The organism is Bradyrhizobium sp. LTSP849 (assembly GCF_000938255.1).
Classification (GTDB): Bacteria; Pseudomonadota; Alphaproteobacteria; order Rhizobiales; family Xanthobacteraceae; genus Bradyrhizobium.
Map to the genome: position 1 here is coordinate 1 of NZ_JYMR01000031.1, position 25,103 is coordinate 25,103.

23 protein-coding genes and 1 other RNA gene are annotated in these 25,103 nt (G+C 65.0%); 16 read left to right on the forward strand and 8 right to left on the reverse strand.

The window, feature by feature from the left end; all coding sequences use genetic code 11:
• Positions 1-271 (forward strand): transposase (locus UB31_RS20045; RefSeq protein WP_045009670.1); only part of this gene is annotated, 271 nt, incomplete at its 5' end.
• 140 nt (positions 272-411) lie between these two features.
• Here UB31_RS20045 and UB31_RS20050 read toward each other — a convergent pair.
• Both UB31_RS20050 and UB31_RS20055 read right to left on the reverse strand, forming a co-directional pair.
• On the reverse strand, positions 412-1,809 hold the full coding sequence (locus tag UB31_RS20050; RefSeq protein WP_050044803.1) for a FecR domain-containing protein: 1,398 nt from the start codon (positions 1,807-1,809) through the stop codon (positions 412-414).
• A 192-nt stretch (positions 1,810-2,001) separates the two neighbouring features.
• The gene (locus UB31_RS20055; RefSeq protein ID WP_045012149.1) at positions 2,002-2,742 is read right to left on the reverse strand and encodes a DUF2147 domain-containing protein; all 741 of its coding nucleotides are present in this window, start codon (positions 2,740-2,742) and stop codon (positions 2,002-2,004) included.
• Positions 2,743-2,935: 193 nt separating this feature from the next.
• Between UB31_RS20055 and UB31_RS20060 the strand changes: the two genes are divergently transcribed.
• The 4 genes from UB31_RS20060 (at position 2,936) to UB31_RS20075 (ending at position 6,436) form a co-directional block, all read left to right on the forward strand.
• Positions 2,936-3,772 (forward strand): DUF2147 domain-containing protein, encoded by an 837-nt coding sequence (locus tag UB31_RS20060; RefSeq protein ID WP_045012150.1) that lies wholly within the window; start codon positions 2,936-2,938, stop codon positions 3,770-3,772.
• Positions 3,773-3,901: 129 nt separating this feature from the next.
• A complete protein-coding gene (locus tag UB31_RS20065; RefSeq protein WP_045012151.1) occupies positions 3,902-4,234 on the forward strand; it encodes a hypothetical protein in 333 nt (110 codons plus the stop codon).
• Between the two features lie 369 nt (positions 4,235-4,603).
• Complete coding sequence (locus UB31_RS20070; RefSeq protein ID WP_045012152.1) at positions 4,604-5,803, forward strand: extensin-like domain-containing protein; 1,200 nt, start codon at positions 4,604-4,606, stop codon at positions 5,801-5,803.
• Positions 5,804-5,824: 21 nt separating this feature from the next.
• Positions 5,825-6,436 (forward strand): histidine phosphatase family protein, encoded by a 612-nt coding sequence (locus tag UB31_RS20075; RefSeq protein ID WP_045012245.1) that lies wholly within the window; start codon positions 5,825-5,827, stop codon positions 6,434-6,436.
• 119 nt (positions 6,437-6,555) lie between these two features.
• Here UB31_RS20075 and UB31_RS20080 read toward each other — a convergent pair whose 3' ends face one another.
• Positions 6,556-7,191 carry a TetR/AcrR family transcriptional regulator gene (locus UB31_RS20080; RefSeq protein WP_045012153.1) on the reverse strand — a complete coding sequence of 212 codons (636 nt, stop codon included), beginning with the start codon at positions 7,189-7,191 and terminating at the stop codon, positions 6,556-6,558.
• A 196-nt stretch (positions 7,192-7,387) separates the two neighbouring features.
• On the opposite strand from UB31_RS20080, the gene UB31_RS20085 reads away from it, so the two are divergent.
• From UB31_RS20085 to UB31_RS20105, 5 genes are all read left to right on the forward strand, one after another.
• A complete protein-coding gene (locus UB31_RS20085; RefSeq protein ID WP_045006110.1) occupies positions 7,388-8,707 on the forward strand; it encodes an HlyD family secretion protein in 1,320 nt (439 codons plus the stop codon).
• Positions 8,708-8,735: 28 nt separating this feature from the next.
• Entirely contained in the window at positions 8,736-10,319 is a 1,584-nt protein-coding gene (locus tag UB31_RS20090; protein WP_045012154.1) for a DHA2 family efflux MFS transporter permease subunit, read from the forward strand.
• A gap of 481 nt (positions 10,320-10,800) precedes the next feature.
• Positions 10,801-12,600, forward strand: a complete 1,800-nt coding sequence (locus UB31_RS20095; RefSeq protein WP_045012155.1) for an ABC transporter ATP-binding protein — start codon at positions 10,801-10,803, stop codon at positions 12,598-12,600.
• Positions 12,601-12,652: 52 nt separating this feature from the next.
• Positions 12,653-14,053, forward strand: coding sequence for an MATE family efflux transporter (locus tag UB31_RS20100; protein ID WP_045012246.1), 1,401 nt, complete (start codon positions 12,653-12,655; stop codon positions 14,051-14,053).
• A gap of 77 nt (positions 14,054-14,130) precedes the next feature.
• Positions 14,131-15,402, forward strand: a complete 1,272-nt coding sequence (locus UB31_RS20105; protein WP_045012156.1) for an O-antigen ligase family protein — start codon at positions 14,131-14,133, stop codon at positions 15,400-15,402.
• On the opposite strand, the gene UB31_RS20110 is transcribed toward UB31_RS20105, so the two are convergent.
• Complete coding sequence (locus tag UB31_RS20110; RefSeq protein WP_045012247.1) at positions 15,399-16,142, reverse strand: sulfite exporter TauE/SafE family protein; 744 nt, start codon at positions 16,140-16,142, stop codon at positions 15,399-15,401. The genes UB31_RS20105 and UB31_RS20110 overlap by 4 nt on opposite strands.
• A 242-nt stretch (positions 16,143-16,384) precedes the next feature.
• On the opposite strand from UB31_RS20110, the gene UB31_RS20115 reads away from it, so the two are divergent.
• Positions 16,385-16,645, forward strand: a complete 261-nt coding sequence (locus UB31_RS20115; RefSeq protein ID WP_045006271.1) for a hypothetical protein — start codon at positions 16,385-16,387, stop codon at positions 16,643-16,645.
• A gap of 6 nt (positions 16,646-16,651) precedes the next feature.
• On the opposite strand, the gene UB31_RS20120 is transcribed toward UB31_RS20115, so the two are convergent.
• Positions 16,652-18,022, reverse strand: coding sequence for an aminotransferase-like domain-containing protein (locus tag UB31_RS20120; protein WP_045012157.1), 1,371 nt, complete (start codon positions 18,020-18,022; stop codon positions 16,652-16,654).
• A gap of 49 nt (positions 18,023-18,071) precedes the next feature.
• Between UB31_RS20120 and UB31_RS20125 the strand changes: the two genes are divergently transcribed.
• Both UB31_RS20125 and UB31_RS20130 read left to right on the forward strand, forming a co-directional pair.
• A complete protein-coding gene (locus tag UB31_RS20125) occupies positions 18,072-18,536 on the forward strand; it encodes a DUF983 domain-containing protein (RefSeq protein ID WP_082078566.1) in 465 nt (154 codons plus the stop codon).
• A 72-nt stretch (positions 18,537-18,608) separates the two neighbouring features.
• A complete protein-coding gene (locus UB31_RS20130) occupies positions 18,609-19,322 on the forward strand; it encodes an alpha/beta fold hydrolase (RefSeq protein WP_045012248.1) in 714 nt (237 codons plus the stop codon).
• 123 nt (positions 19,323-19,445) lie between these two features.
• Here UB31_RS20130 and rnpB read toward each other — a convergent pair.
• Positions 19,446-19,928, reverse strand: an RNA gene (rnpB, locus tag UB31_RS39925) — RNase P RNA component class A.
• Positions 19,929-20,075: 147 nt separating this feature from the next.
• Between rnpB and UB31_RS20135 the strand changes: the two genes are divergently transcribed.
• Positions 20,076-20,426 carry a YciI family protein gene (locus UB31_RS20135; RefSeq protein ID WP_045012159.1) on the forward strand — a complete coding sequence of 117 codons (351 nt, stop codon included), beginning with the start codon at positions 20,076-20,078 and terminating at the stop codon, positions 20,424-20,426.
• Positions 20,423-21,658: an RNA polymerase sigma factor gene (locus UB31_RS20140; RefSeq protein WP_156175460.1), complete on the forward strand. Its 1,236-nt coding sequence runs from the start codon at positions 20,423-20,425 to the stop codon at positions 21,656-21,658. The genes UB31_RS20135 and UB31_RS20140 overlap by 4 nt, the downstream gene beginning before the upstream one ends.
• 14 nt (positions 21,659-21,672) lie before the next feature.
• Here UB31_RS20140 and UB31_RS20145 read toward each other — a convergent pair whose 3' ends face one another.
• Both UB31_RS20145 and UB31_RS20150 read right to left on the reverse strand, forming a co-directional pair.
• Positions 21,673-22,698, reverse strand: a complete 1,026-nt coding sequence (locus tag UB31_RS20145; protein WP_045012160.1) for a D-cysteine desulfhydrase family protein — start codon at positions 22,696-22,698, stop codon at positions 21,673-21,675.
• Positions 22,699-22,818: 120 nt separating this feature from the next.
• Positions 22,819-23,682, reverse strand: coding sequence for an N-acetylmuramoyl-L-alanine amidase (locus tag UB31_RS20150; protein WP_245306026.1), 864 nt, complete (start codon positions 23,680-23,682; stop codon positions 22,819-22,821).
• A 431-nt stretch (positions 23,683-24,113) separates the two neighbouring features.
• Between UB31_RS20150 and rsmH the strand changes: the two genes are divergently transcribed.
• The gene (rsmH, locus tag UB31_RS20155; RefSeq protein WP_045012161.1) at positions 24,114-25,103 is read left to right on the forward strand and encodes a 16S rRNA (cytosine(1402)-N(4))-methyltransferase RsmH; all 990 of its coding nucleotides are present in this window, start codon (positions 24,114-24,116) and stop codon (positions 25,101-25,103) included.

Genomic DNA, 25,103 nt, shown 5'->3' on the forward strand with positions numbered 1-25,103 from the left:
TGGCATCAAGGACCGCCTGATGCATCGGCCCAACAAGCATCATCCCGAACTGCCGCCGCGGCAGAAGCTGCGCAACAAACTAATCGCCAAGGTGCGCGCCGCCGTCGAGCGTCCGTACGCCGTGTTCAAGGAGCATTATGGTCTCCGGCGGATGCGCTTCTTCAACTTCGAGCGCAATCAGGTGCACATCGTGCTGGCCTGCTGCGCCTACAACCTACGGCGTGCGGCCGGCGCATTGGCCGCACAACGCCAGGAGTCCGTCTCCGCATGAAAAAACAGAGGACAACAGGGGATGAAATGAGCAAAATGCCGCTCACTGTAGCGGGCTGACATCAAAAAAGCCCGCGACGCACCTCAAGCGCCCGCTCGCCCCTCTGTGCAAAGCCCTCACAAGGGGAGAAGGAAGAAAGGTCACCGCTTCTTCTTCTCTTTCGGAGCTGCCGCAGGCTTGCGCGGCGCGGCGGGGCGTTGTGCGCCTGGCAGGCGCTGCAAGCCGGGCTGGCGTTGCACGCCGCCTTGTTGCGGCTGGACCGCCGGCTGTGCGCCGGGCTGCAATCCGGTACGCGGTGCCTGCGGGGCCGTGCCCGGTTGTGCTGGCGTGGCTCCGCCAGGCTGCTGCGGAGTCTGTCCGCTGCGCTGGGGCTGCGTCAGCCCTGTGCCGCCGGGCTGCGTGCCTTGTCCGGTGCGCGGCTGGCCTGTCGGCTGTCCCGTACCTTGCTGACCTGGTTGCTGCTGACCCTGGCCCGCGCGCGGCGTGCCCGGTTGCGCGGCGCCGCCTTGCCGTTGCGGGGTCTGCGTTCCCGGCGGTTGCTGACCCGGACGGTTGTTCTGACCGGGCTGGCCGTTCGGCCGTTGCGGCTGTTGGCCCGGCGTTGTCGTCGGCCGCAATTGCTGCTGTTGTGGCGGCTGCGCCGGTCGCGGAATGCGGCTGCTTGCGGCAGGATTGGCGCGGCGGAAGTCGCGCTGCTCGGTGACGATCTGCCGGCCCGTGGCCTGCGCCGTATGCACCTGGCTGACGAAGCCGCGGTCGCGCGCAATCTGCTGCGGCGGAATCGTGATCGGCACCGCGGCAAAGCGCATGCCGCCGGGGCCGCCGGCACCTGGCCGGATCGCAAAGCCGCTCGAGGCCTGCGTCAGTGCGCCGAGCCGCGTGCCGCTGGCACGGTCATTGACGTCGATGTGCCCGACCCGGCCGTCGGCGTCGGGATAGAGCTTGATGTTGACGTTGTTGGCGGTGCTCGCGGCCGCGCCCTCGGGGACGTCGACGACGCCGGTGGTGCCGCGGATGCCGAGCGTTGCGGTCGGCGTCGCGATCTTCATGTCGCCGGTTTTCGCCACTGCCGCTGCAACGAAGGCGACCGTGCCCTTGCCGATGTCGAAGATCGCCGAATTCTGCTTGCCGCCGTCCTCATAGACGTAATTGTCGATGGTGATCTTGGCGCTGGCCGAGAGGTTGAACGTGGTCGCGTCGTTGAAGGTGATGCCGAGCGCGGAGTTCGAGGAGGTCTGCACGACGTCGTTGAGATAGATGTCGTCGCGCACTTTCAGCGGATATGAATTCTTGTCGCGGATCACGGTCGCGATCCCCGTGACGGTCGCGACGTTGCCGATCGGCTCGACGGCGGCAGATTGCGTATCCGCAGCCGGCGTCGGCGAGACTGATGGTGCCGGAGAGGGCGAGGGCGCCGGCTGTGCTTGCGGCTGCACCTGCGCAAGCTCGATCGCATCGGATGCGTACGCATTGCCCGCGTCGGCCAGCGGCAACGCCAGCAGCGGAACGACAAACACGAAGCGGCGCCAAGCCACCATCAAAGCCACAATGAAGTCCCGGTGAGAACGCGAGGCGAGATCGACCGATATCAGCCGGGGCCGGCTGAACGGCGGATGAACATCTGTCGCATGGGAGGGCCGAACGTTCAAACGCCACGTCCCCGTGTCAGGGACGTGGCGCCATTATAAAAACAAGAAAGCTTGTCAGCCGCGGGGGATGAAGCGGTCGCCTCAGCTCACCCGCTTCCAGGTCTGGCCGCCGCAGAACATGCCGCCGAAGGCGCAGCCCTGCACGCGCATCGTGCTCGGGCTCTTCATGGCGATCGTCGAGTCGTAGTTCTTGCCGGACTCGGGATCACGGATGGTGCCGCTCCACTTGGCGCCGTCGGGCTTCATGTTGATCAGGATGCGCTCGTTGTTCTTCTCGGCGTAACCGCAGAGATTGGTGCCGCACTGCTCGACGCGCACATTGCCCTTGTTATCCTCAACGGCCCACACGCCGATCGGTGTGTTCGTGGCCTGCACGGGCGCGGCCGCCACCGGAGCGGGCGCCGGCGCGGTCGCGGCCGGCGCGGGAGCCGCAACCGGCGCAGGCTGTGCGACCGTGTCGACGGACGACGCAGCGGCAACGGTGGTGGCCGGGGCAGCGGGAGCGGCCGGCGCGGCTGGCGCGGCCGCCTGCTGGACGGGCTGCTGCTGCACCGGCGCCGGCTGCGTGGTCGTCGTCGCCGGCGTGGCGTCGTCGTCGTCGTGCTTGGAGCCAAGGCCGTTGAGGTTGATGTTGCTCAGCTTGATCGGCTTGTTCGACAGGCCCGGTGCCACGATGGTGACGCAGTCGAGCGAGGCGCAGTTGCGCGATGTCTCGATGCGGATGTGCTGGCCTTCGATCTCGAACGAGATCGAATTGCCGGCATGGGCTGCGGCGGTCGAAGCGAGGAAGAGCGCGGTGGTGGCGATGTAGAGCTTGTTCATGACAACCTCCCAAAATTCGTGGTCCCGATCACCCAAAGTCGGTGAACGACTGGATGTGGTTCGACCCTATGCCGAGCCCGTCTCGCCTTCTGTGATGGACGTCACAACGGTCGCGCCGCCGCCTGGGTGAGCCAGCGCACATTCAGCGGCTGTTCATCTGCGTACCATCGTCGCGACACAGAGGGAGGCGTCGATGAAGCGGCTTTCGACTTTGCTTGGCACATTGATCGCACTGATGGCGGTCTCGCCCGCAGCCGAGGCCGGCTCCTATTCCTTCTCGATCAGCGGCCATCGGTTCCATGTCGAGGCGCCGCGAAACTGCCGGTCTACCTCGTGTGTCTCGGTGTCTTCCGAACGCGGTGTTCGGCCAACAGACGATGTTGGCGCGACCCCGGTTCCGCCTCCTGCGCCGACGCCGGTCGTCCTTCCGCCGCAGCCGGCCTGCTCTGTTGCTCCGGTCAGGCCGCCGCAAGCGAGCGTCGTCTACGCGCCATCCGCACCGGCTCCGCCTGCGCCCGTCCTTGCGGCTGCGACTTCCCAGCCCGCCGTCCTGCCGCCGGCACCGAGGCTCGAGCCGCCGCGGATCGAGCCGCCGCAAACCACGTCTCTCGATCCGCCACGCGTTGCCGCGCCGGTCGCCGTACCAAAGCCGGTGACGATCTCACAGCATAGCGACGATAAGCCCACGCCGCTTGGCCAATGGGAGAGTACGGGTGCCAAGGGCGTGGTCCGCATCGAGCCCTGCGGCACCGCGCTGTGTGGTTACGCGTTGACTGAAGCTTCGAGCAAGGGCGAGAGCGTACTCGTCAACATGAAGCCGAAATCGGACGGCGTCTGGACCGGCAACATCTACAGCCGCTCCAGCGGCAACACCTATTACGCAACCATGACGCTGAAGGCGTCCGGTAAGCTCCACGTCGAAGCCTGCGCGCTCGGCCACTTCTGGTGTTCAGGCAACGACTGGGCCCGCGTCGACGAGCAGCAGGAGAAGGTGATCACGACGTCGCGGCAATGGAGCGCGCGGTCGTAGTTTTTCGCTCACCCTCCCCTGGAGGGAGAGAGTGGAGCACCCCCTGTCCAATTTGTAATCGTCCTGCACCGAACCTGCCTCTCCCTTGCACGCGACCGATGGCTGACGACGCAAGCAAGGAGAGCTCATATGAAACGTCTCGCCCTCATCGCTGCACTGCTGATCGGCAGCGCGATCTCGGCTCACGCCGACACCGATATCTGGACCAACGTTCTGAAGCAGAAGCGCGGCGACGATGCGCTGAATGTCGACAGCGGGTTTTGTGATGCGCAGTTCGGCGCGCCGCAAAACGGCACGGCGACATCCGCAGACTACAGGCGCTGCATGCGCGCACGCGGTTGGCGCTTCAGCTATACGCGTCACGAGAGGGACGATCGCTATCCCGATCCCGACAATCCCGGGATGATGTGCCGCAGTTTCAAGATCGGCGGCATCACGGGATCGGACTGCTCGAATTTCTGAGCAGCACACAACGCCCGGCGGCCGGATGATCCGGTGCAGCCGGGCGAGCCCGTGATGTTGTCGATGAATGCTCTAGATCATCCCGAGCACGATGGCGCCGACAAAGGCCATGGCGAGGTACGCAGTGATAACGCTCAGTCTCCCGACGAACGTCATGACGTTGCTCCCTGAGATCCCCTTGGGATCACTCCCTCCGCGCGCCGCTTTGCACGCGACCATCATGGTTAACAGAGAGTGACCTTCCAAAAAAGTCAGCCTTGCTGTCGTTCACCCGGCGCGGCGACCTCACGCGTCGCGACCGGCATGGTTAAAGAAAGCTGAAATCAACACGTTGAAGAGTCTTTAAGTAAATTCACCGAACCTGCGCGCATGACGCGCGGAGTTCGTTTGTATCTCGTCGGCTCCATCGTCCTTGTTTCGCTTGCGGGTTGCGGACGCGGCTTTTTCCAGGCCGAACGTGAACCGTGGCGGGCCGAGGCCGAAGCGGCGTGCCTGAAATCCGGCGCGGTCAAGGAAAACGCGGACATCGTCCGCATCGAGCCGATCTCCGGCCCCGGCATGTGCGGCGCCGAGTTTCCGCTGAAGGTCGCCGCCATCGGCGATCCCTCGAGCAGCTATGGTTTCGCCGACGAGGAACTGCGCCCGCCCGGGAATGTTGGCAACCAGCCGCGCTGGCCGGTGAGGCAGCCGCAGTCGAATTATCCGGCGTCGTCCTATCCGCAGCGGTCGAACTATCCCGAGAGCGCGGTGCGCCAGCCGTCAGGCTATGGCGCATCCTCAGGCCCGGTTTCGCTCAGCGCGCCCGGCGTTGCGGCGCAGGAAGACGAGATCGATTTGCCGCCTGATGGCACCGACGCCGCGGGTGCCGCACGCTATATGAATGCGCCGAGCTATCCCGCGCGGCAGCCCGGTCCGTCACCTTACTCCCAGGCCCCTGCGCAACAGCCGCCGCCGCGGCTCGGCCCCGCGCAGGGCAATCCCGTCACCGCCGTCGGACCGGTCGCGATCAAGCCGACCGCGACGCTGGCCTGTCCGATCGTGTCCGAGCTCGACCGCTGGTTCGCCGACACTGTGCAGCCTTCGGCGATGCGCTGGTTCGGCGCCCGCGTGGTCGAGATCAAGCAGATTTCCGCCTATTCCTGCCGCGGCATGAACGGCAATCCGAGCGCCCACATTTCCGAGCACGCCTTCGGCAATGCGCTCGATGTCGCCGCCTTCGTGCTTGCAGACGGCCGCCGCATCAGTGTGAAGGACGGCTGGCGCGGCATGCCGGAAGAGCAGGGTTTTCTGCGCGACGTGCAGTCGGGCGCGTGCGCGCATTTCACTACCGTGCTCGCGCCGGGCTCCAACGTCTATCACTACGATCACATCCACGTCGATTTGATGCGCCGCGCCAGCCGCCGCCTGATCTGCCAGCCCGCAGCGGTCTCCGGCGAAGAAGTCGCCGCGCGCGCCGGCGGTCGCAGCCCTTACGCGAACTCGCGCGATCCCTCTGTGACCGGCGCGCTCGGTGCGCACAAGAGCAAGCACGAGAAGGTCAACGAGGAAGACGAGTTCTCGGACGATTAGCCGGACGCAATGTGCAATCAGATGCCTGCCGACATCGTCCGCTATCTCACCCACCCGCAGGTGCAAATCGATCCCGACGTGCCGGTGCCGCAATGGGGCCTGAGCCCGATCGGACGTGCGCGGACCGAGACGGTCGCGAATGCGAGCTGGCTTGCGCGCACCACGCAGATCGTCGCCAGCGGCGAGCGCAAGGCGATCGAGACCGCCGAGATCATCGCAGGCTCACTCGGCCTCATGATCGAGATCCGCGAGGCCATGCATGAGAACGATCGCTCGGCGACCGGCTTCCTGAAGCCGGCCGAGTTCGAGGAGGTCGCCGATCAGTTCTTCGCGCAGCCTCATCTCAGCGTCCGCGGTTGGGAGCGCGCCATCGATGCGCAGGCGCGCATCATCCGCGAGGCTGAGGCGGTGCTGGCGCGCAATCGGCCGGGCGATGTTCTGTTCGTCGGCCACGGCGCCGTCGGCACGCTGTTGTTCTGCCATACTGCCGGCCAGGCCATCGACCGCCGCCACGATCAATCCGCAGGCGGAGGCCACGTCTTCGCGTTCACACGCGACGGGCGGAAGATCCTGCATGGCTGGCGAAGACTGGAAGACATTTCCCAGCGTCGTCCCGGCGAAGGGGATCCATAACCACGAAATGCAGTTTGGCGAAGACTCGTGGTTGCCGGCCTCGCACCGCAACTTCTCTCTGGGAGTATGGGTCCCGGCCTTCGCCGGGACGACGGTGAGTGTTTGACGACGATCTCGCCTTACTTCGACCGATAGGCCGCCAGAAACATCCGCGTCGCGCTGTCGACGACTTCGGCCATGCGTTCTTCCGACGGCGGTGGTGCGGCCTGGAAGACGAAGGGGAGAAACAGCGAGGCCTTGGACAATTCCATGAACTGCGAGGCGGCGAGGTCGCAATCGTCGATCTCGAGATCGCCGGAGGCGACATGGGCTTTGAGGTAGTCGGACAGACGGTTGATGGTCTGGTCCAGCACGCGCAAATAATAGCGGCGGCCGACATCGGGCATGCGCTCGGCGATCGCCATCACGGTGCGGATCGCCGATCCGCCGCCGGGCCGGCAGAGCAAATGGATATAGCCCTGGCCGAAATCCTTTAGCGTGGTCTCGACGTCGCGCGCGGGGTCGAAATTGAACACGACCTGGCCGTACTGGAAGGCCTCCTGCTCGAGGATGGCTTCGAACAGGGCGGTTTTGTCGGCGAAGTAGACATAGAGCGTGCCCTTGGAGACGGCGGCGGCGCGCGCGATCTCGCCCATGCTGGCGCCGTCAAAACCCAGATCCATGAACACCTTGCGGGCGCCGTCCAGGATCTGGCGGCGCTTGGAGCTGTCCTCCTCTGGGATGATTTGCAGATGTTCGCGGCCGGCTACAACCATTGGTTCAGGGTCTCGGAAGGTTTTTGGATCGGGCCGCGGACAATGAACGCAAATAAAGGATTCGGGCCAGTACGGTTCGCCTGGGAATATTATCTATATTGACCGAACCGTTCGGTCAATGGTATTTGGGATGGGCGAGGGGGAAGAGGCCGTGCGACGGCCGTCCCTGATCGTGCTTTTTATTGGGGAGGCCTTTATGGCCGTATCGAGAGACCAAGCTGCGCGCGTCCTTCGCCAGGAAGCGGTGGAGACGAATTCGGCGAATGATGAAGCTGCGACCGAGAAATCGGCAGCGCTCGCCGAGCAGTTGCGCTCTCATGTGTCCGAAGAGGCCAAGCGCCGCACCAACGAGGCGCCGGAGAAGCCCGTGACCGACAAGCCGGCCCCCGCTGCGCCCACTGCCGCGCCCGCCGCTGCCGCGCCAAAATCCGGCAAGCGCAAATTCGTCATGATGGGCATCGGTCTGGTGCTGGCGCTCGCGGCCGCGAGCTATGCCGGCTACTACACGCTGGTCGGCCGCTTCTACGTGTCCACCGACGACGCCTATGTCCGTGCCAACAACACCATGCTGGGCGCGCGCGTTGCCGGCCATATCTCCTCGATCCTCGCCGGCGACAACACGCTGGTGCACGCCGGTGACACCGTCCTTCGCATCGACGACGGCGACTACAAGATCGCGGTCGATGCCGCCGCGACCCGGATCGCGACCCAGCAGGCCACCATTGATCGCATCGGCCGCCAGGTCGCGGCGCTCGACAGCCAGGTCGCGCAGGCCAGGGCGCAACTCGTCTCCGCGGAAGCGGGCCTCAAGCGCGCCGATCTCGATTATGAGCGCCAGCAGGCGCTGAGCAGCAAGGGCTTTGCCTCCCGCGCCACGTTCGAAACGGCGGAAGCCGGACGCGACCAGGGCGCCGCCGCGGTCAAGGCCGCGCAGGCCGCGTTTGACGTCGCCGTCAGCAATGTCGACGTCGCCAAGGCGCAGCAGGCCGAAGCACAGGCGCAGCTTGCCGAGCTCAAGACCACGCTCGCCAAGGCCGAGCGCGACCTCTCCTTCACCGCGGTGCGCGCGCCGGTCGACGGCATCTTCTCCAACCGCCTCGTCAGCGCCGGCGACTTCATCGCCGTCGGCCAGCGGCTCGGCAACGTCGTGCCGCTCGACGACGTCTATATCGACGCCAATTTCAAGGAAACCCAGCTCAAGCGCATCCGTCCCGGCCAGCCGGTGACGATCAAGGTCGATGCCTACGGCATGCGCAAGTTCTCCGGCGTCGTCGACAGCATCGCGGCCGGCTCGGGCTCGGTGTTCACGCTGCTGCCGCCGGATAATGCCACCGGCAACTTCACCAAGATCGTGCAGCGCGTGCCGGTCCGCATCCGCGTGCCGAAGGCGGTCGCGAGGCAGAACCTGCTGCGCGCCGGCATGTCGGTCTATGCGAGCGTCGACACCAACAAGGGCGCGGCCGACGCCGACAGCGAGATCGATCTCGACGATCCCACCATGATCCATCCGCAGTAGAGCACTTCAAGCGCTGCGAGGTCAGACCATGGCGAACGCCACGACTGCTTCACCTGCCATGATGGCGGCCGCCGCTTCGGAGCGCATTGCGCCGAAGCGGCTGATCGCCTTCATCATCATGGTGTTCGGGATGTTCATGTCGATCCTGGACATCCAGATCGTCTCGGCCTCCCTCAGCGAGATCCAGGCCGGACTGTCGGCAAGCTCCAGCGAAGTCTCCTGGGTCCAGACCGCCTATCTGATCGCCGAAGTGATTGCGATTCCACTGTCGGGATTCCTGTCGCGCGCGTTCGGCACGCGGCTGCTGTTCGCGGTCTCGGCCGCCGGCTTCACCATCTCGAGCCTGCTCTGCGGCTTTGCCACGACCATCGAGGAGATGATCCTCTGGCGCGCGCTCCAGGGCTTTCTCGGCGCCGGTATGATCCCGACGGTGTTCGCCTCGGCCTATACTGTTTTCCCGCGCTCCAAATTCCACATCGTCGGTCCCATCATCGGGCTGGTCGCGACGCTGGCGCCGACCATTGGCCCGACGGTCGGCGGCTACATCACCGATCTGATGTCGTGGCACTGGCTGTTCTTCATCAACATCGTGCCCGGCATCGGCATCACCATCGGCGTGCTGGCGCTGGTCGATTTCGACCAACCGAACTTCGCGCTGCTCGATCGTTTCGACTGGTGGGGCCTGATCTTCATGGCCGGCTTCCTCGGCACGCTGGAATATGTGCTGGAGGAGGGCCCGCAATATGAATGGTTGCAGGATACGTCGGTCGCGATCTGCGCCCTGATCTGCGTCATCTCGGCGATCGCCTTCTTCTGGCGCGTCTTCGCGGCGGCCGAGCCGATTGTCGATCTCCGCGCGTTCAACAACCGTAATTTCGCGGTGGGCTGCGTCTTGCAATTCTGCATCGGCATCGGGCTCTATGGCCTGACCTACATCTATCCGCGCTATCTCGCCGAAGTGCGTGGCTACAGCGCGCTGATGATCGGCGAGACTATGTTCGTCTCCGGCATCACCATGTTCCTGGTCGCGCCGCTGGTCGGCCGTCTCATGGTGAAGCTCGATATGCGCTACATGATCGCGTTCGGGCTGATCGTGTTCGCGATCGGCTCGTACCAGATGACCTGGATCACACGCGACTTCGACTTCTACGAGCTGTTGATACCGCAGGTCCTGCGCGGCGTCGGCATGATGTTCGCGATGGTGCCGACCAACAACATCGCGCTCGGCACGCTGGCGCCGGACCGGGTGAAGAATGCGTCCGGCCTGTTCAACCTGATGCGCAATCTCGGCGGTGCGGTCGGCCTCGCCGTCATCAACACCGTGCTCAACGACCGTACTGATCTGCATATCACGCGCCTCCAGGAGCGCGTGACCTGGGGCAATGCGACCGCGACCGAAACCCTGACCATGCTCACGCAGAAATTCCAGGGGCTTGGCGACGCCACGCTGATGGCGATGAAGCAGCTCAGCCAGATCGTGCACCGCCAGGCCGCGGTGATGGGCTATGGCGACGCCTTCTTCATCCTGACGCTGTTTTATTTGGGCCTCAGCCTGCTGGTCACGCTGCTGAACAAGCCGGCGTCCATGACCAGCGGCGGCGACGCGCACTAAGCCGGCTACACAACCGGTGTCATCGCCCGGCTTGACCGGGCGATCCAGTACTCCGAGACAGCTGTGATTGAACCGACGGGCCGCGGCGTACTGGATGCCCCGCCTTCGCGGGGCATGACGGCGGAAATCAGATCGGCGGCCGACGACGCGCTCAAATTGCAACACTCGCGCGTGATCTCGCGCGGGGCCCGTTGCAAATCGCAAACGACACATCTATAAAACGCACCTCATTCATTTGAACCGGGGAGGATTTGCATGATTTCGTCGCATTCGCAGATCGCACACCCGCGCTCGATGATGTTCTGGCTCGGTATGTGCGCGGCCCTTTAGAGGCCCTTTCCGCCAGATTCGATTGGGTTTTGTGTCCCGATCGCCTCGCTTCCCAAGTCAAAATCAATCCTAAGTGACGCTGTTTCGGCCCGCGCGGCCGGCCTGCGTCCATCGATGGAGCCGGCCCGCGCCAAAGCGGCCGGATGATGCCATGACCGCTCTGTCAAAAAAGCCCGCGGCGATACGCGTGGTGCTGCCCTTCGTGTTCCGGCACTGGCTGAAGCAGCCGGGGCGTACGCTCGCCATCGCGGTCGGCCTGTTGGGTGCGACTGTCGCCGACCTGTTCATGCCGGTGTTTTCGGGACATCTGGTCGACGCGCTGACGCGCGGCCCGTCCGATCCCGCCGCGCGCCACGCGGCGCTGGTGGCGTTGGGCGGCATCGTCATCCTGGGCGCGGCCTCGATGGTGCTGCGGCTGACCGGGCTCCAGGTGATCGTGCCGTTCACGCTGAAGATCATGTCCGATGTGGCGCAGGATGCCTTCCTGCGCGTGCAACGCTTCTCGACCGACTGGCACGCCAACTCCTTTGCCGGTTCGACCGTGCGCAAGATCACCCGCGGCATGTGGGCGCTCGACCTGTTGAACGACACCATCCTGCTGGCGCTTCTGCCTTCGCTGTTCGTGCTGATCGGGTCGATGATCCTGCTCGGCACGCACTGGGCCTCGCTCGGCGTGGTGATCGCGCTCGGCGCGGCCGCCTATGTCACGATGACGGTGCTGTTCTCGACGCGCTACATCGCGCCGGCCGCGCGCATCTCCAACGCCTGGGACACCAAGGTCGGCGGCACGCTGGCGGATGCCCTGACGTGCAATGCAGTGGTGAAATCCTTTGGCGCCGAAGCGCGCGAGGATGCGCGGCTCGCCCGCGTCATCAACCGCTGGCGCGTGCGGGTGCGGCGAACGTGGTTCCGCTATAACTACACTGCGATGACGCAGCTCTCCTTGCTGCTATGCCTGCGCGCGTCGGTGATCGGCGGATCGGTGCTGCTGTGGATGTCGGGGCATGCCTCGCCCGGCGACGTCACCTATGTGCTGACCAGCTACTACGTCATCCACGCGTACTTGCGTGACGTCGGCATGCACATCAACAACCTCCAGCGCTCGGTCAACGACATGGAGGAGCTGGTGGCGATCCATGACGAGCCGATCGGGATCGCGGATGCCGCCGCCGCGCAGCCGATCGCGATTGCGGGCGGCGAGATCGTGTTCGACGACGTCACGTTCCTCTATGGCGGTCATCGCGCACCGCTGTACGACGGGCTGTCGGTCACGATCCGTGCCGGCGAGCGGGTCGGCCTCGTCGGCCGTTCCGGCTCCGGCAAGACCACCTTCGTCAAGCTGGTGCAGCGGCTCTACGACGTCACGGACGGCCGCGTGCTGATCGACGGTCAGGATATCGCGCTGGCGACGCAGCAATCGCTGCGCAGCCAGATCGCGATCGTGCAGCAGGATCCGATCCTGTTCCACCGCTCGCTCGCCGAGAATATCGCGTACGGCCGGCCCGGCGCCAGCCTGGAGGCGATCGAGCAGGCGGCGCGGTTGGCGAATGCGCACGACTTCATCCTTCGCCTGCCCAAGGGCTACGGCACGCTGGTCGGCGAGCGCGGCGTCAAACTGTCGGGCGGTGAGCGGCAGCGCGTGGCGCTGGCGCGCGCCTTCCTGGCGGATGCGCCGGTGCTGATCCTGGACGAGGCGACCTCGAGCCTCGATTCGGAATCGGAGGCGCTGATCCAGCAGGCGATGGAGCGGCTGATGAAGGGCCGCACCTCGATCGTGATCGCGCACCGGCTGTCGACGGTCCGCAGCCTCGATCGCATCCTGGTGTTCGATCGCGGCGAGATCGTCGAGCAAGGCACGCATGCCGCGCTCGCCGGGAAGTCTGGCGGCATCTATCGCAGCCTGTTCGAGCGCCAGGTGGTGGAACTCGGGCACATCGCAGCAGCGGAATGACGCGCGTGTCCGGCAGATGAATGCCGGCCACGCCGCCAGAGGATGGAATGAGATGAAAGACCTGACGCACGGCTCCATCGTGAGACACATCCTGGCCATGGCGCCGCCGATCATGGCCGGGATGATCTCGATCATGATCTGCCAGTTGGTCGATCTGTATTTCGTTTCGGGATTGGGCGATGCCGCCGTTGCGGGTGTCGCCGCGGCCGGCAATGCCGGTTTTCTCGTCAATGCGCTGCTGCAGGTGCTCGGCGTCGGCGCGGTGGCGCTGATCGCGCATGCGGTGGGACGCAAGGATCGGCCGGATGCGAATCTGATCTTCAACCAGGCGGTCGCGCTGTCGGTGATCTTCGGCCTGTTGACCCTGGTCGCGGGCGCGGCGCTGTCGCGCCTCTACATGCGTTCGGTTGCGGCGGACCAGGCCACGGTCGAGGCGGGGACGACTTACCTGTTGTGGTTCATGCCGGCGCTCGCGCTGGAATTCATCATGCAGGTGATTGCATCCGCGCTGCGCGCGACCGGCATCGTGCGCCCCGCCATGCTGGTGCGGGTCCTCGCGGTTGCCATCAACATCGGGCTGGCGCCGGTGCTGATCTCGGGGTGGGGCACCGGCTATGCGCTCGGCGTGGCCGGCGCGGGGCTGTCGAGCTCGATTGCGGTCGCGATCGGCGTTCTGATGCTGCTTGTGTATTTCCGCAAGGTCGAGCGCTATGTCGCCTTCAATGCAACGCAGTGGCGTCCCCAGCCGCGCCATCTGAAGCGCATCCTCAACGTCGGTCTGCCGGCGGGCGGCGAGTTCGCGATGATGTTCATCTTCATGGCGGTGGTCTATTACGTTCTTCGCGATTTCGGCGCGGCGGCGCAGGCGGGCTTCGGGATCGGACAGCGCGTGCTCGGCCTGATCCAGATGCCGGCGCTTGCGGTTGCGCTCGCCGCGGGGCCGATTGCCGGCCAGAACGTCGGCGCCGGGAACGGCGAGCGCGTGTGGGAAACCTTCGTCAAGGCGGCGCTGATCACCAGTGTCGTGATGATCGGCTTCATGCTCCTCGCGCAGTTGAAGCCGGAGCTCCTGCTGGCCGGATTCTCCAACGACCAGGAGACCATGGCGATTGCCTTCCTGTTCTTGCGGATCATCTCGCTCAACATGGTGGCGCAGGGCCTGATCTTCACCTGCTCGAGCATGTTCCAGGGCCTCGGCAATACCAAGCCGGTGTTGTGGAGCTCGGCGACGCGCGTGTTCACCTATTCGCTGCCGGCGATCTGGCTCTCGACGCGACCCGGCTTCCGCATGGAGCACGTCTGGTACCTGTCGATCGCGGCGACCACGCTACAGGCCGGGTTGAGCTTGTGGCTGCTGCGCCGCGAGTTCAGGAAGCGCCTGGTGTCGCAGAAGAAGGCTGGGGAGCCAGCGAGCCCCAAGCCCGTCGCGCCTCTCGCACGCGAGCCTGCGTAACGACAGTCTGTTCCATCCCCTCGGCTCCGGCTAATTTGCCGGGCTGATGGGATGGCGGGCTGTAGTAGAGAGGCGGAATGAACGGAGTGACGAACGAGCAGCAGCCGGCATCTTGGCTTGCCGCGATCTGGGCGGCGCGCTACCGCACGCCGGCTCGTTTCGTCGCGCTGGTTGCGCTGCTGTTGCCGTGGACGACGACCGGGCTGACTTTCGCCCTCATCCCCTGGCTGATCGCTTTCGCCTTCGTCGATCTTCGCGCGTTTCCGCGCTCGCTGCTCCGTCCGGTCTGCCTGCTGCCGATCGCGCTGTTTGCGCTCGCCGTCGTCGGCACGCTCTGGTCGGAGGCAGCCTGGCCCGAGCGGTTGCATGCGATCGGGCCGTCGGCGAAGCTGCTGGTGCTGCCGCTACTGATCTACCAGTTCGAGCGCTGGCCCTACGGCGACTGGGTGTTTAAGGCCTTCCTCGCATCCTGCGCGCTGCTGATGCTGTACTCCTTCGCCGCCGCGATCGATCCCAATCTCTCGCTGAAACTCTATTTGTCGCGTGGGCCCTACAAGGTCGAGAGCGGGGTCGCGGTGCGCAACTATATCGACCAGAGTCAGGAGTTCGCGCTCTGCGCGATCGCGCTGGTCTATCCGATCGTGACGCTGTTCCGCGCCGGCCGTGTTCGTATCGCGGTGCTGCTCGCGGCGCTGGCGATCGGCTTCCTCGCCAACATGATGTTCGTGGTGGTGTCGCGTACGGCGCTGGTGACGCTGCCGATCCTCCTCGTGATAATTGCGCTCCTGCATCTACGCCGGCGCACGGCGCTCGTCGCCGCCGGTGCGCTGGTGCTGATGGCGGTCGTGCTGTGGAACGTTTCGCCGCATCTGCGAGAGACCATCGCGAAATTCCAGGGCGATTATGCAATGAGCGTGGAAGGCAACCAGGTCAGCGGGATGGGTTCACGCCTGGAATATTGGCGCAAGTCGGTGCAATTCATTGCCGACGCTCCGCTGTTTGGTCACGGCACCGGCTCGATCCGCGGCCTGTTCGCAAGCGTGGCTGCCGATGCGGAGATCGATCCGCTGCGCGGCGAGGTCGTCAGCAATCCGCACAATCAGACGCTGAGCGTTGCCGTGCAATGGGGCGCAGTGGGCGTCCTGGTTCTCTACGCGCTTTGGTTCGCGCACCTGTTGATGTTTCGCGGCGAGGGGCTGGCCTGCTGGATCGGCCTGCTTGTCGTCGTGCAGAACATGCTGTCCTCGCTGTTCAACACCCATCTGTTCGACTTCACGTCGGGCTGGATCTACGTGCTCGGCGTCGGCGTTGCCGGTGGCATGGCGCTCGCGAACAAAACGAAGGGTTAGGGCGCACTGAGGCTGTTCCAGACGAGGACGGCACCGGACAGGAACAACAGGCCGAGCACGACATCGCCGAAATGCTTGTCGCTCAGCGCGTGATAGACGCGCGCGCCGGCCCATGCGCCGATCAAGGTGCCTGGAAACGCGACCAGCGCAAGCCAGACCACCTTGAACGCGACCAGGCCTGATGCCGTCTGCAACACCAATGCGGTCGCCAGCACGGTGAAATTGAAGAGCTGGAAGATGCCGCGCCGCTCATGCTTGTTCCAGCCGCGGATGTTGGCCCACAGGATCGGCAGCGGCCCCGACAGTCCGGGAAGGCCGCCCAGAATGCCGCCGGCAAAGCCGATCGCGCCATCGGCGATCCGGCCGCCGAACGTGATGGCGAGCGGCCGCTTGTTCAAATAGAGCGCGGTCGAGAAGATCAGCAACAGCACGCCGACGCTCAGCTTGAATACTTTTGGATCGGCGGCAGCCACCAGCATGGTCCCTAGCGGCACGCCGATCAGTCCGCCGATCAGGAACGGCCACACCAGCGAGAGGTCAAAGCTCTTCCACATCGACGGCAGCGTCGAGGTCTGCGCGATCACCGAACAGATCAGCACCAGGGGCACCGCAAGCGAGGGCGGCAGCACGTAGAGCCAGATGCCCAGCGCCATCAGCGCCGTGCCGAATCCGGCCAGTCCCGAGACGAAGCCGCCGGCCAGCGCGCCGAACAGCAGCAGCGCAGTGTGGGACGTTTCCACCAAACAATTCCTGTCGTTACCGGCGATCCCGAGGCGTTGATCGCCGTTTGGCGCATAGCACAGATGCGGCCGGGGAGGTCAATTTCAAAACCGCACGCAAGCGTGATCCCCAAGAGCGGGGCAAGGGCGGGCGTTCTCGGAAGACGCGCCTACATGATGCTCGTACTTCAATCTGGGGGGCCGCCCGACGCCATCATGCGCTCCGGTTTGCCTGTCCCCGAACGAGATGATGGAGAATGACCATGACCCGCACGAAGATTGCCATTTCGGCCGCGTTGCTGTCGGCGGCGGCCCTGATGCCGACAATGGCGCAGGCGCAGTTTTCCGAGCCCGCTGCCTATCAGGCCGCCCATCCCGATCGCGACGTGCTGAACGGCGGACAGCTCACGCCGGCGGGGCGCGCGGCTCGCGGTGAGCCGGTCGTGTCGAGCGATGCCTACGCGGCCTATCCGTCGCCTGCGGTGCCGGCCCTCCGCCCCCGCCATCGCCGTCAGCATCAGTAATTTCTGCTAGACGATCTGCCTCGTATCGGCGGGCTTGTGCAGCGCGCCGACGAGGATGCGCAGCGCCTCCGTCAATTCCGATCTGTTGCGCGCCGCGCCCAGCGAGACGCGCGCGGCATGAGGCGGTGTCCCGTCGACTGCAAAGGCATCGCCGGCAACGACCGCGAGTCCATGTCGTAAGAGATGCGCCGCGACGTCGGGTCGACTATCCGGCAGCATGAGCCACAGATGATGGGCGGCTGGTTTTGCCCGGAACCGAAAGCCCTTCAGCGCGCGTTGCGCCAGTTGCTGGCGGCCGACGGCCTCGTTGCGGATCGCGGTGATGATGCGGTCGGCGATGCCGCTCTCGAGCCAGTGCGTGACCAGCGCGACCATCAGCGGCGCTGGCATCTGCACAGTGGCTTGCAACCAGCTCCGCATCTCCTGCTGCGAATTGCTGTCGGGCGTCAGCAGATAGGCGACGCGCAACGCCGACGCGATGCATTTTGACAGCGTGGTCGCCAGATACGTCCGCTCCGGAATGAGGTTGGCGATCGGCGCTGCCGCGCGATCGAGCAGCCCGTAGGCGTCATCCTCGATCAGCACCGTGTCGGCATCGCGGATGATCTTTGCAATCGCGCTGCGCCGTTCGGGAGCAAGCGTTGCCGTGGTCGGATTGTGCAGCGTCGGAATGAGATAGACGGCCTTCGGTCTGTGCGTGCGACAGGCTTTCGCCAGCGCGTCTGGAAGAACACCATTTTCATCCATCGCCACGCCGACCAGCTTGACGCCGAGCCGCGTTGCGGCGGCCTTGATGCCGGGGAAGGTGAGCGCCTCCGTCAGCACGACCTCGCCGGGTCGCGCGAGATGGGCGAGCAGATTGAACAGAATGGTCTGCGTGCCCGGAAAGATCACGAGCTTGTCGGCATGCGCATGCGGAACGCGTGCGCGCATCCATCGCGCCGCGACCTCGCGCTCATGCGCGCTGCCGCCGGGGGGCTGGTAGTTGAGATGCGCGGTCAGGCCCGATTGCGCGCGGATCGCCTCCAGCCCTGCGATGATGCGTTCGTCGAGCTGCGCTTCGAGCGGATGTGGCGGCACGTTCATCGAGAGGTCGATCGCGACCGGATGCGGCATGTCGACCGCGCGGCGCGCGCTGGTCTCCGATACGAACGATCCCTGACCGACCCTGGCCTCCATGATGCCGCGGCGCCGCGCCTCGGTGTAGGCGCGCGTCACAGTGGTCAGGTCGATGCCGAGCGCTTTGGCGAGCGCGCGTTGCGTCGGCAGTTGCTGTCCCCGCACCAGTCGGCCGGCGGCGATGTCGGCCTCCATGGCTTCGACGATGCGCTGATAGCGCGGCCCGCTCAGCTCCGAGATTGTAGGGGTCCAATCCATGCAATTTAGGCCCATATCCTTTGAATGTATGGATACAACATATTATTGTATGGATCATCGAAAAGGAAGAGGTGATGTCATGGCGACCGGTTCAATCTCTCTCGCACAGGCGATGTGGCGCGGTTTTCGCGGCAAGTGCCCGAACTGCGGCGAAGGGCACATGTTCGGGCGCTTCCTCAAGGTCGCCGACGCTTGCGATCATTGCGGCGAGGAGCTGTTTCACCAGCGTGCCGATGACTTTCCGGCTTATCTGGTGATGGTCGTGGTCGGACATCTCGTCGTGCCCGCGATCCTCGCGGTCGAGACCGTCTACGCGCCGCCGGTCTGGCTGCAATTGGCGGTGTGGCTGCCGGTGACGCTGTTTGCTTCGCTCGCGCTGCTGCAGCCGACCAAGGGCGCCATCGTGGGCCTGCAATGGCAGATCGGAATGCACGGTTTTGAGGCGAGTAAGCTGCGGCGGGAAGGTGGCCAGCTTGCACCCGTGCTGATGAAAGCGAACACGCGCGCCGCTTGACGCGCGGCGGCGTTTACATCGCGAACTCGGCCGCTACACTCCATCGTATCAACAAAAACGATGGAAACGCCGATGGCCGCGCGCTCGAAGACCTTCCTGCTTTGTCACGGCGCGTGGTCCGGCGGATGGGCCTGGAAGAAGATGTATCCGCTGATGGCGCAGGCCGGCCATCGCCTGATCGCGCCGACCTACACCGGGCTCGGCGAGCGATCGCATCTCGCCAGTCCCGCGATCGACCTCGAGACACACATCCAGGACATCCTCAACGTCATCAAGTTCGAGGATATCAGTGATATCGCGCTGCTCGGCCACAGCTATGGCGGCATGGTCGCGACCGGCGTTGCCGACCGCGCGCGCGAGCGCGTGACGCAATTGATCTATCTCGACGCCTTCGTGCCGCGCGACGGCCAGTCGCTGTTCGACCTCAACGAGAGCGGGCGCGAGCCGATGCGCAAGGCGGCAGCTGCGGGTGACGGCTATCGCATTCCGCCGAACCCGCCGCCGCCCGATACGCCGCAAGCCGATCTCGATTGGCTCAACGCACGCCGCATCAACATGCCGCTTAAATGTTTCGAGACCAAGCTGAAGCTCCAGCACGGCGAGCCGGCAATGCCGCGCAGCTACATCTATTGCAAACGCATTCCGCCCGGCGATGTGTTCGGACAGTTCGCGAAGCGGGCCAAGAGTGAGGAGGGCTGGGGCTATTTCGAACTCGACGCCAGTCATGCGCCGAACGTGACGGCGCCGGAGGCGCTAATGGGCGTGTTGGGCGAGATCGTCGGCTAGCTCCTTCGTCACCAAAAATGGTGAGGGGTCCGATGCGTTAGCATCGAACCCCTCGTCACTTTCTTAGTAAGACGCGTTTCCTTCACGCGAACCGGAAGACCACTTCGCTCGAAAACGCTTTAGAATATCAGCCGGCCTGTAAGCCGGGTTCTGTAAGGCACCGCCCGCTTGCGCGAACGATACGTGACGGCCATTCCTCTGGGACAATGTTTGCACATTGCCTCGAGCAACCTACCCGGACGGCGGGCCTGACATCGCCCCGCGGCGTTATCGCTTGCGCGATCGGCCCGCATTTGCCGTCCCTATTCGGTTTTGCTCCCGGTGGGGTTTACCATGCCGACCCCGTTGCCGGAGCCGCGGTGCGCTCTTACCGCACCTTTTCACCCTTACCCGCCTACGCTGCTTGCGCAGCTTCGGCGTGGCGCGCCTTGCGGGCTTGTCACGCCATAGCCCCGTTAGGGGCGACGGCGGGCGGTTCGTTCTCTGTGGCACTTTCCCTGGGGTTGCCCCCGCCGGACGTTATCCGGCACCGTATGTCAAGGGAGCCCGGACTTTCCTCCCCGGCGGCCTTTCGGCACCTACAGGGGCGGCCGTCCGGCCGACTGACGGCCTACGCATGGGCATTTGTGACGGTTTCGTCAAGCAGAGATCGCCGCGCACGCGGCTTGCAAATAATTTATCCTGAAGATGTCGTTTGGTGTGTGCCCGGTTCGACTGGATGTCGGTGATCCCCCGAACAACAGGAGTTAAGCCATGCAGTATCTGCTGCTGATCTACCGGAACGAAGCGGAATTGAGCAAGATGACTCCCGCAGACCGTCAGGCGATGTCGGCGGAGTACGGCACTTACACGCAGTCGATCGTCCAGAGCGGCCATTTCAAGGCCGGTGACGGGCTTCAGCCGACCACGACGGCGACCACCGTGCGCGTGCGTGAGGGCAAGACCCTGACGACCGACGGTCCGTTCGCGGAAACCCGCGAGCAGCTTGGTGGCTACTATCTGGTCGAGGCCAAGGATCTCGACGCCGCCATTGGGCTGGCTGCGCGGATTCCTGGGGCCAAGGCAGGCTCGATCGAGATCCGGCCGGTCATGATCTACAAGTGATCTCTTCCGCCGACATCGACAAGATCTTCCGCGACGAGGCGGGGCGGGCGCTGGCCACCCTGATCCGCCTCGTCGGTGATTTCGATCTTGCCGAGGACGCGCTCCAGGATGCCTTCGCGGTTGCACTGGAGCGCTGGTCGGCCGGCGAGGTGCCCGACAATCCACGTGCCTGGCTGGTCAATGTCGGCCGCAACAAGGCGATCGACCGTGTCCGGAGGCAGGCCGTCTTCCGCGGCAAGCAGCAGGCGCTCGTGCACGAGCTCGAGCTCAACGCGCAAGCACCCGCCGAGCCGCCGACGATGGTCGATGACGACATGCTGCGGCTGATCTTCACCTGTTGCCATCCGGCGTTCGCGGCCGAGGTGCAGGTCGCGCTGACGCTGCGCACCGTCTGTGGGCTTTCCATGGCGCAGGTTGCGCGCGCCTTCCTCATCAGTGAGGATGCGATGGCGCAGCGCCTCGTTCGCGCCAAGCAGAAGATCAGGCTCGCCGGCATTCCCTATGAAGTGCCGGAGCACGCCGCGCTGGCGCCGCGGCTCAACGGCGTGCTCGCCGTGATCTATCTCGTCTTTACCGAAGGCTATGTCGCAACTTCAGGCGCGGATCTGATGCGGCCCGATCTCGCGGTCGAGGCGATCCGGCTCGGCCGGTTGCTCGACCGGCTCATGCCGGATCGCGCCGCGATCAAGGGCCTGCTTGCGCTGATGCTGCTGCACGATGCGCGCCGCGCCGGGCGCGAAACGGCGGCGGGCGACATAGTCCTGCTCGAAGAGCAGGACCGTTCGCTCTGGGACCGTGCGCAGATCGAGCAGGGATTACGGCTGGTGGACGACGCGCTGCGCGTGCCCGGCCGGCCGCAGCCCTATGTGGTGCAGGCCGCGATTGCCGCGCTGCATGCACGCGCGCCAAGTTACGAGCAGACCGACTGGCCGCAGATCGCCGGGCTCTATGAGGTGCTGATGCGCATCAATCCGTCGCCGGTGATCGAACTCAACCACGCTGCCGCAGTCTCGATGGTCGATGGTCCCGCGCGCTCTCTCGATCTCGTCGATGCGATTGCCGCGCGCGGCGGGCTCGATGGCTACGAACTGCTGCCGGCGGTGCGCGCGGATCTGTTGCGGCGGCTTGATCGCAAGGAAGAGGCGCGCGAGGCCTATCGCGTAGCGACGGAGGTGACGCAACTCGAGCCGTTGCGAAGACTGTATGCGCGAAGGGTGAGGGAGCTTGGTTAGAGCGTGGACGGCAATCAGATGCCGAGCGCGCTCTGGTAGGCGAACAGGGCGGGCGCGCCGCCTGTGTGCAGGAAGATGACATCCTCGTCGTTGCGCCAACGGCCTTGGCGGATCATCGCGATCAGACCGGCGAGCCCTTTGCCCGAATAGACCGGGTCAAGCGCAAGAGCCTCCGATTTTCCTGCAAGCCGGATCGCTTCGATCGTGGCCTCGTGCGGTACCCCGTAGGCTGGTCCGGCATGACCGGCAACGACTTCCACCATGGCCTCGTCGATGCCTGCGCCAAGCAGGTCCGCCGCTTGCCGTGCAAGAGCCACCACATCAGCGCGCACCCGCGCGGGCTCGGCATCGATATCGATCCCGACGATTCTCGTGCCCGGCATGGCCACGGCCGCGCCGACGACGAGACCGGCCTGCGTGCCGGCGCTTCCGGTGCAATGCACGATCGCGGCCGGCGCGAAGCCCGCCAGCGCCGCCTGCTGCTCGATTTCGGAGATCGTGGTGGCATAGGCGACCGCGCCCAGCGCATTCGAGACGCCGTAGGGCACGAAATACGGCCTGCGCCCCGACGCCCGGAGATCGTCGACCAGCGTGCGGATGGCCGCATTGCGATCGCCGGTCCATGGCACGTCGTGCAGGTGCGCGCCGAACAGCCGGTTGAGAAAGGCGTTGCCCGAGGTTTCGTATTCCGGCGTCGGCGGCGCGAGTCGACCGTGATAGACGGCGAGATGACAGGCCAGCCCGAGCTTTGCTGCAACCGCGGCAACCTGCCGCTGGCTATTCGATTGCACGACACCGCCTGAGACGATCGTATCGGCGCCCTCTAGAACCGCATCGTGCAGGACGTAGTCGAGCTTGCGCAATTTGTTGCCGCCAAATCCGAGCCCGGTCGCATCGTCGCGTTTGACCCACAGTCGCGGCCCGCCGAGATGATCCGTTAGCCGCTTCATCGGTTCGAGTGGCGTGGGAAGATCGGCCAAGCCCAGGCGAGGAAAAGCTGCGAGTCGGTCAATCAGCGGCTTGCGATCAATCTGCGTCATTTCGTTCGCCCCGCTCGCACATGACCGTCGGACAATAGCCCGACGCCCGCAATTGCGGCGACGATCGCGTGATCACATTCAAGCGAACAGCGGAAGAATTCTTACCGCGAAGGACGTGCGTTACTTCGCAGCCACAGTCGTCTCCTCCGCCGGCAGGCTGGCCAGCAGCGCCTGTAGCGTCGACAGTGTCGAATGATCGGCGACACCATCGAGCCGTGCTGGGCGAAAATGGCGTTGGAAGGCGGTGACGATTTCCATCGTCGATGCGTCGTATTTGCCGGTCAGCGGCACGCCATAGCCATATCGTGCGAGCGCCTGCTGAAGGCTCAGCACTTCGTCGCTGATGGTGCCGAGCATCAGGCTCTCGCCGCGCACGACCGGCGCGGGCGTCACCCAATGACCGACGCCCGAATTGGCCAACGAATGCCACGGAAACTTTTCGCCAGGGTCCTTCTTGCGCGCGGGCGCGACGTCGGAATGACCGAGCACCCGTTGCGGCGCGACCTTGCGGCGGAGCATGATGCCGCGGCACAGCGCGATCACGGCGGCGATCTGGCGCAGCGGATATTCCGGGTAACCCCAATCGTGCCCGCGATTGATGATCTCAATGCCGATCGAGCAGGAGTTGATGTCGTCCTCGCCGGCCCAGGACGAGACGCCGGCGTGCCAGGCGCGCCTCGCCTCCGGCACGCATTGCACGATGCGGCCGTCCTCGAGCACGACGTAATGGGCCGAGACTTCGGTGCCTGCCGTGCACAGCCGCGCGAGCGCGCCCTCGACGTCGGGCATGCCGGTGTAGTGCAGCACGATCATGTCGGGCTGCCGTCCCTTGTTGCGGTCGCCATGATTGGGCGAGGGGATGATGTCGGAGACGATCGAGGAATCCGGCTCGAACGTCCGTATGTTCGCCGCGGCCTTGGGAACCGGGAGAACGCGTTGACGCTTCGAATCAGTTCCAGATGGCGTGGACGAACCGGACGACATATACCGCTCAAGTCGGACAGAAGAGGTGGGCCAAGCCCTTCTCTTTACTATTCCTTTACCCTTCGCTTCGCGCAATCGCGCGTCACGGTTAACGGGCGCATTTTGGGGTCACTGTGTGGATGAAGCATCACCGCTCCTTCACCTTTTCGACTTGTAACCGAGCGATCAACGCTTTCTTAACGCTAAGGGCCGTTACTGAGAGGTGAAGAGCCGACCCGCGTCCGGAGGCGGCCAAAGCGTTTTTGGCTCGAAATCCCATGGCTGCCCGACAAATTCCACTGGGAACACCGGGGGTGCCACCTGGGACGACCGGGCTCGGTTACCGTGCTGCACAGGGGTTGGGTCGTGGAACCGCCGCGACGCGGAATTATTCGAGGCGTAATGGGCTGGCTCGCCCCCGATTTCACCTGTCCGTTCGACAGGCGTGGCGCATGAGCTCCGCGCCTCACATTCCCGTGCTTGGCCGCGAGGCGATCGATCATCTCGCGCCGCGCGAGGGCGGCATTTATGTCGACGCGACCTTCGGTGCCGGCGGCTACAGCCGTGCCATCCTCGACGTGCCGGGAACCCGCCTGATCGCGATCGATCGCGACAGCACGGCGATCGCCGGCGGTGCCGAGCTGGTCGAGCGTTCAGGCGGCCGGCTGACGCTGGTCGAGGACCGCTTCTCGAATCTCGCCGAGGTCTGCTCGGCGCAAGGCATCGATGCCGTCGACGGCGTCGTGATGGACGTCGGCGTGTCCTCGATGCAGCTCGACCAGGCCGGCCGCGGCTTTTCGTTCCGCCTCGATGGTCCGCTCGACATGCGGATGGGCCAGGAGGGACCGACGGCCGCCGATGTCGTCGCGCGCGCCTCGGAGAGCGATCTCGCCGACATCATCTATCTCTTCGGCGAGGAGCGGCATTCGCGCCGTGTCGCCCGCGCCATCGTGGCGGACCGGCAGGAGACGCCGTTCACGACGACGCGTTCGCTCGCGGATCTCGTCGGCCGGGTGGTTCGCTCGAAACAGGGCGATATTCACCCCGCAACGCGGACGTTTCAGGCGCTGCGCATCTTCGTCAACGAAGAGCTCGAAGAACTCCAGACCGCGCTTGCGGCGGCCGAGCGCGTGCTCAAGCCCGGCGGCCGTCTCGTAGTCGTGTCGTTCCACTCGCTGGAAGACCGCATCGTCAAGAATTTCTTCTCAGAGCGCTCCAAGACCGGCGGCGGCTCGCGGCATCGGCCGGAAATGGCGCAGACTGCGCCGAGCTTCCAGCTTCTGACGCGACGGCCCGTGATCGCCGGCGAGGAGGAGGTTGCGCATAACCCGCGCGCTCGCTCAGCAAAACTGCGCGCCGCCGAGCGCACTGATGCGCCCGCACATGACGATCGCGAGCCCTCGTCATGGCCACAACTCTCCGAAATCATGAGGGGTGGCTAG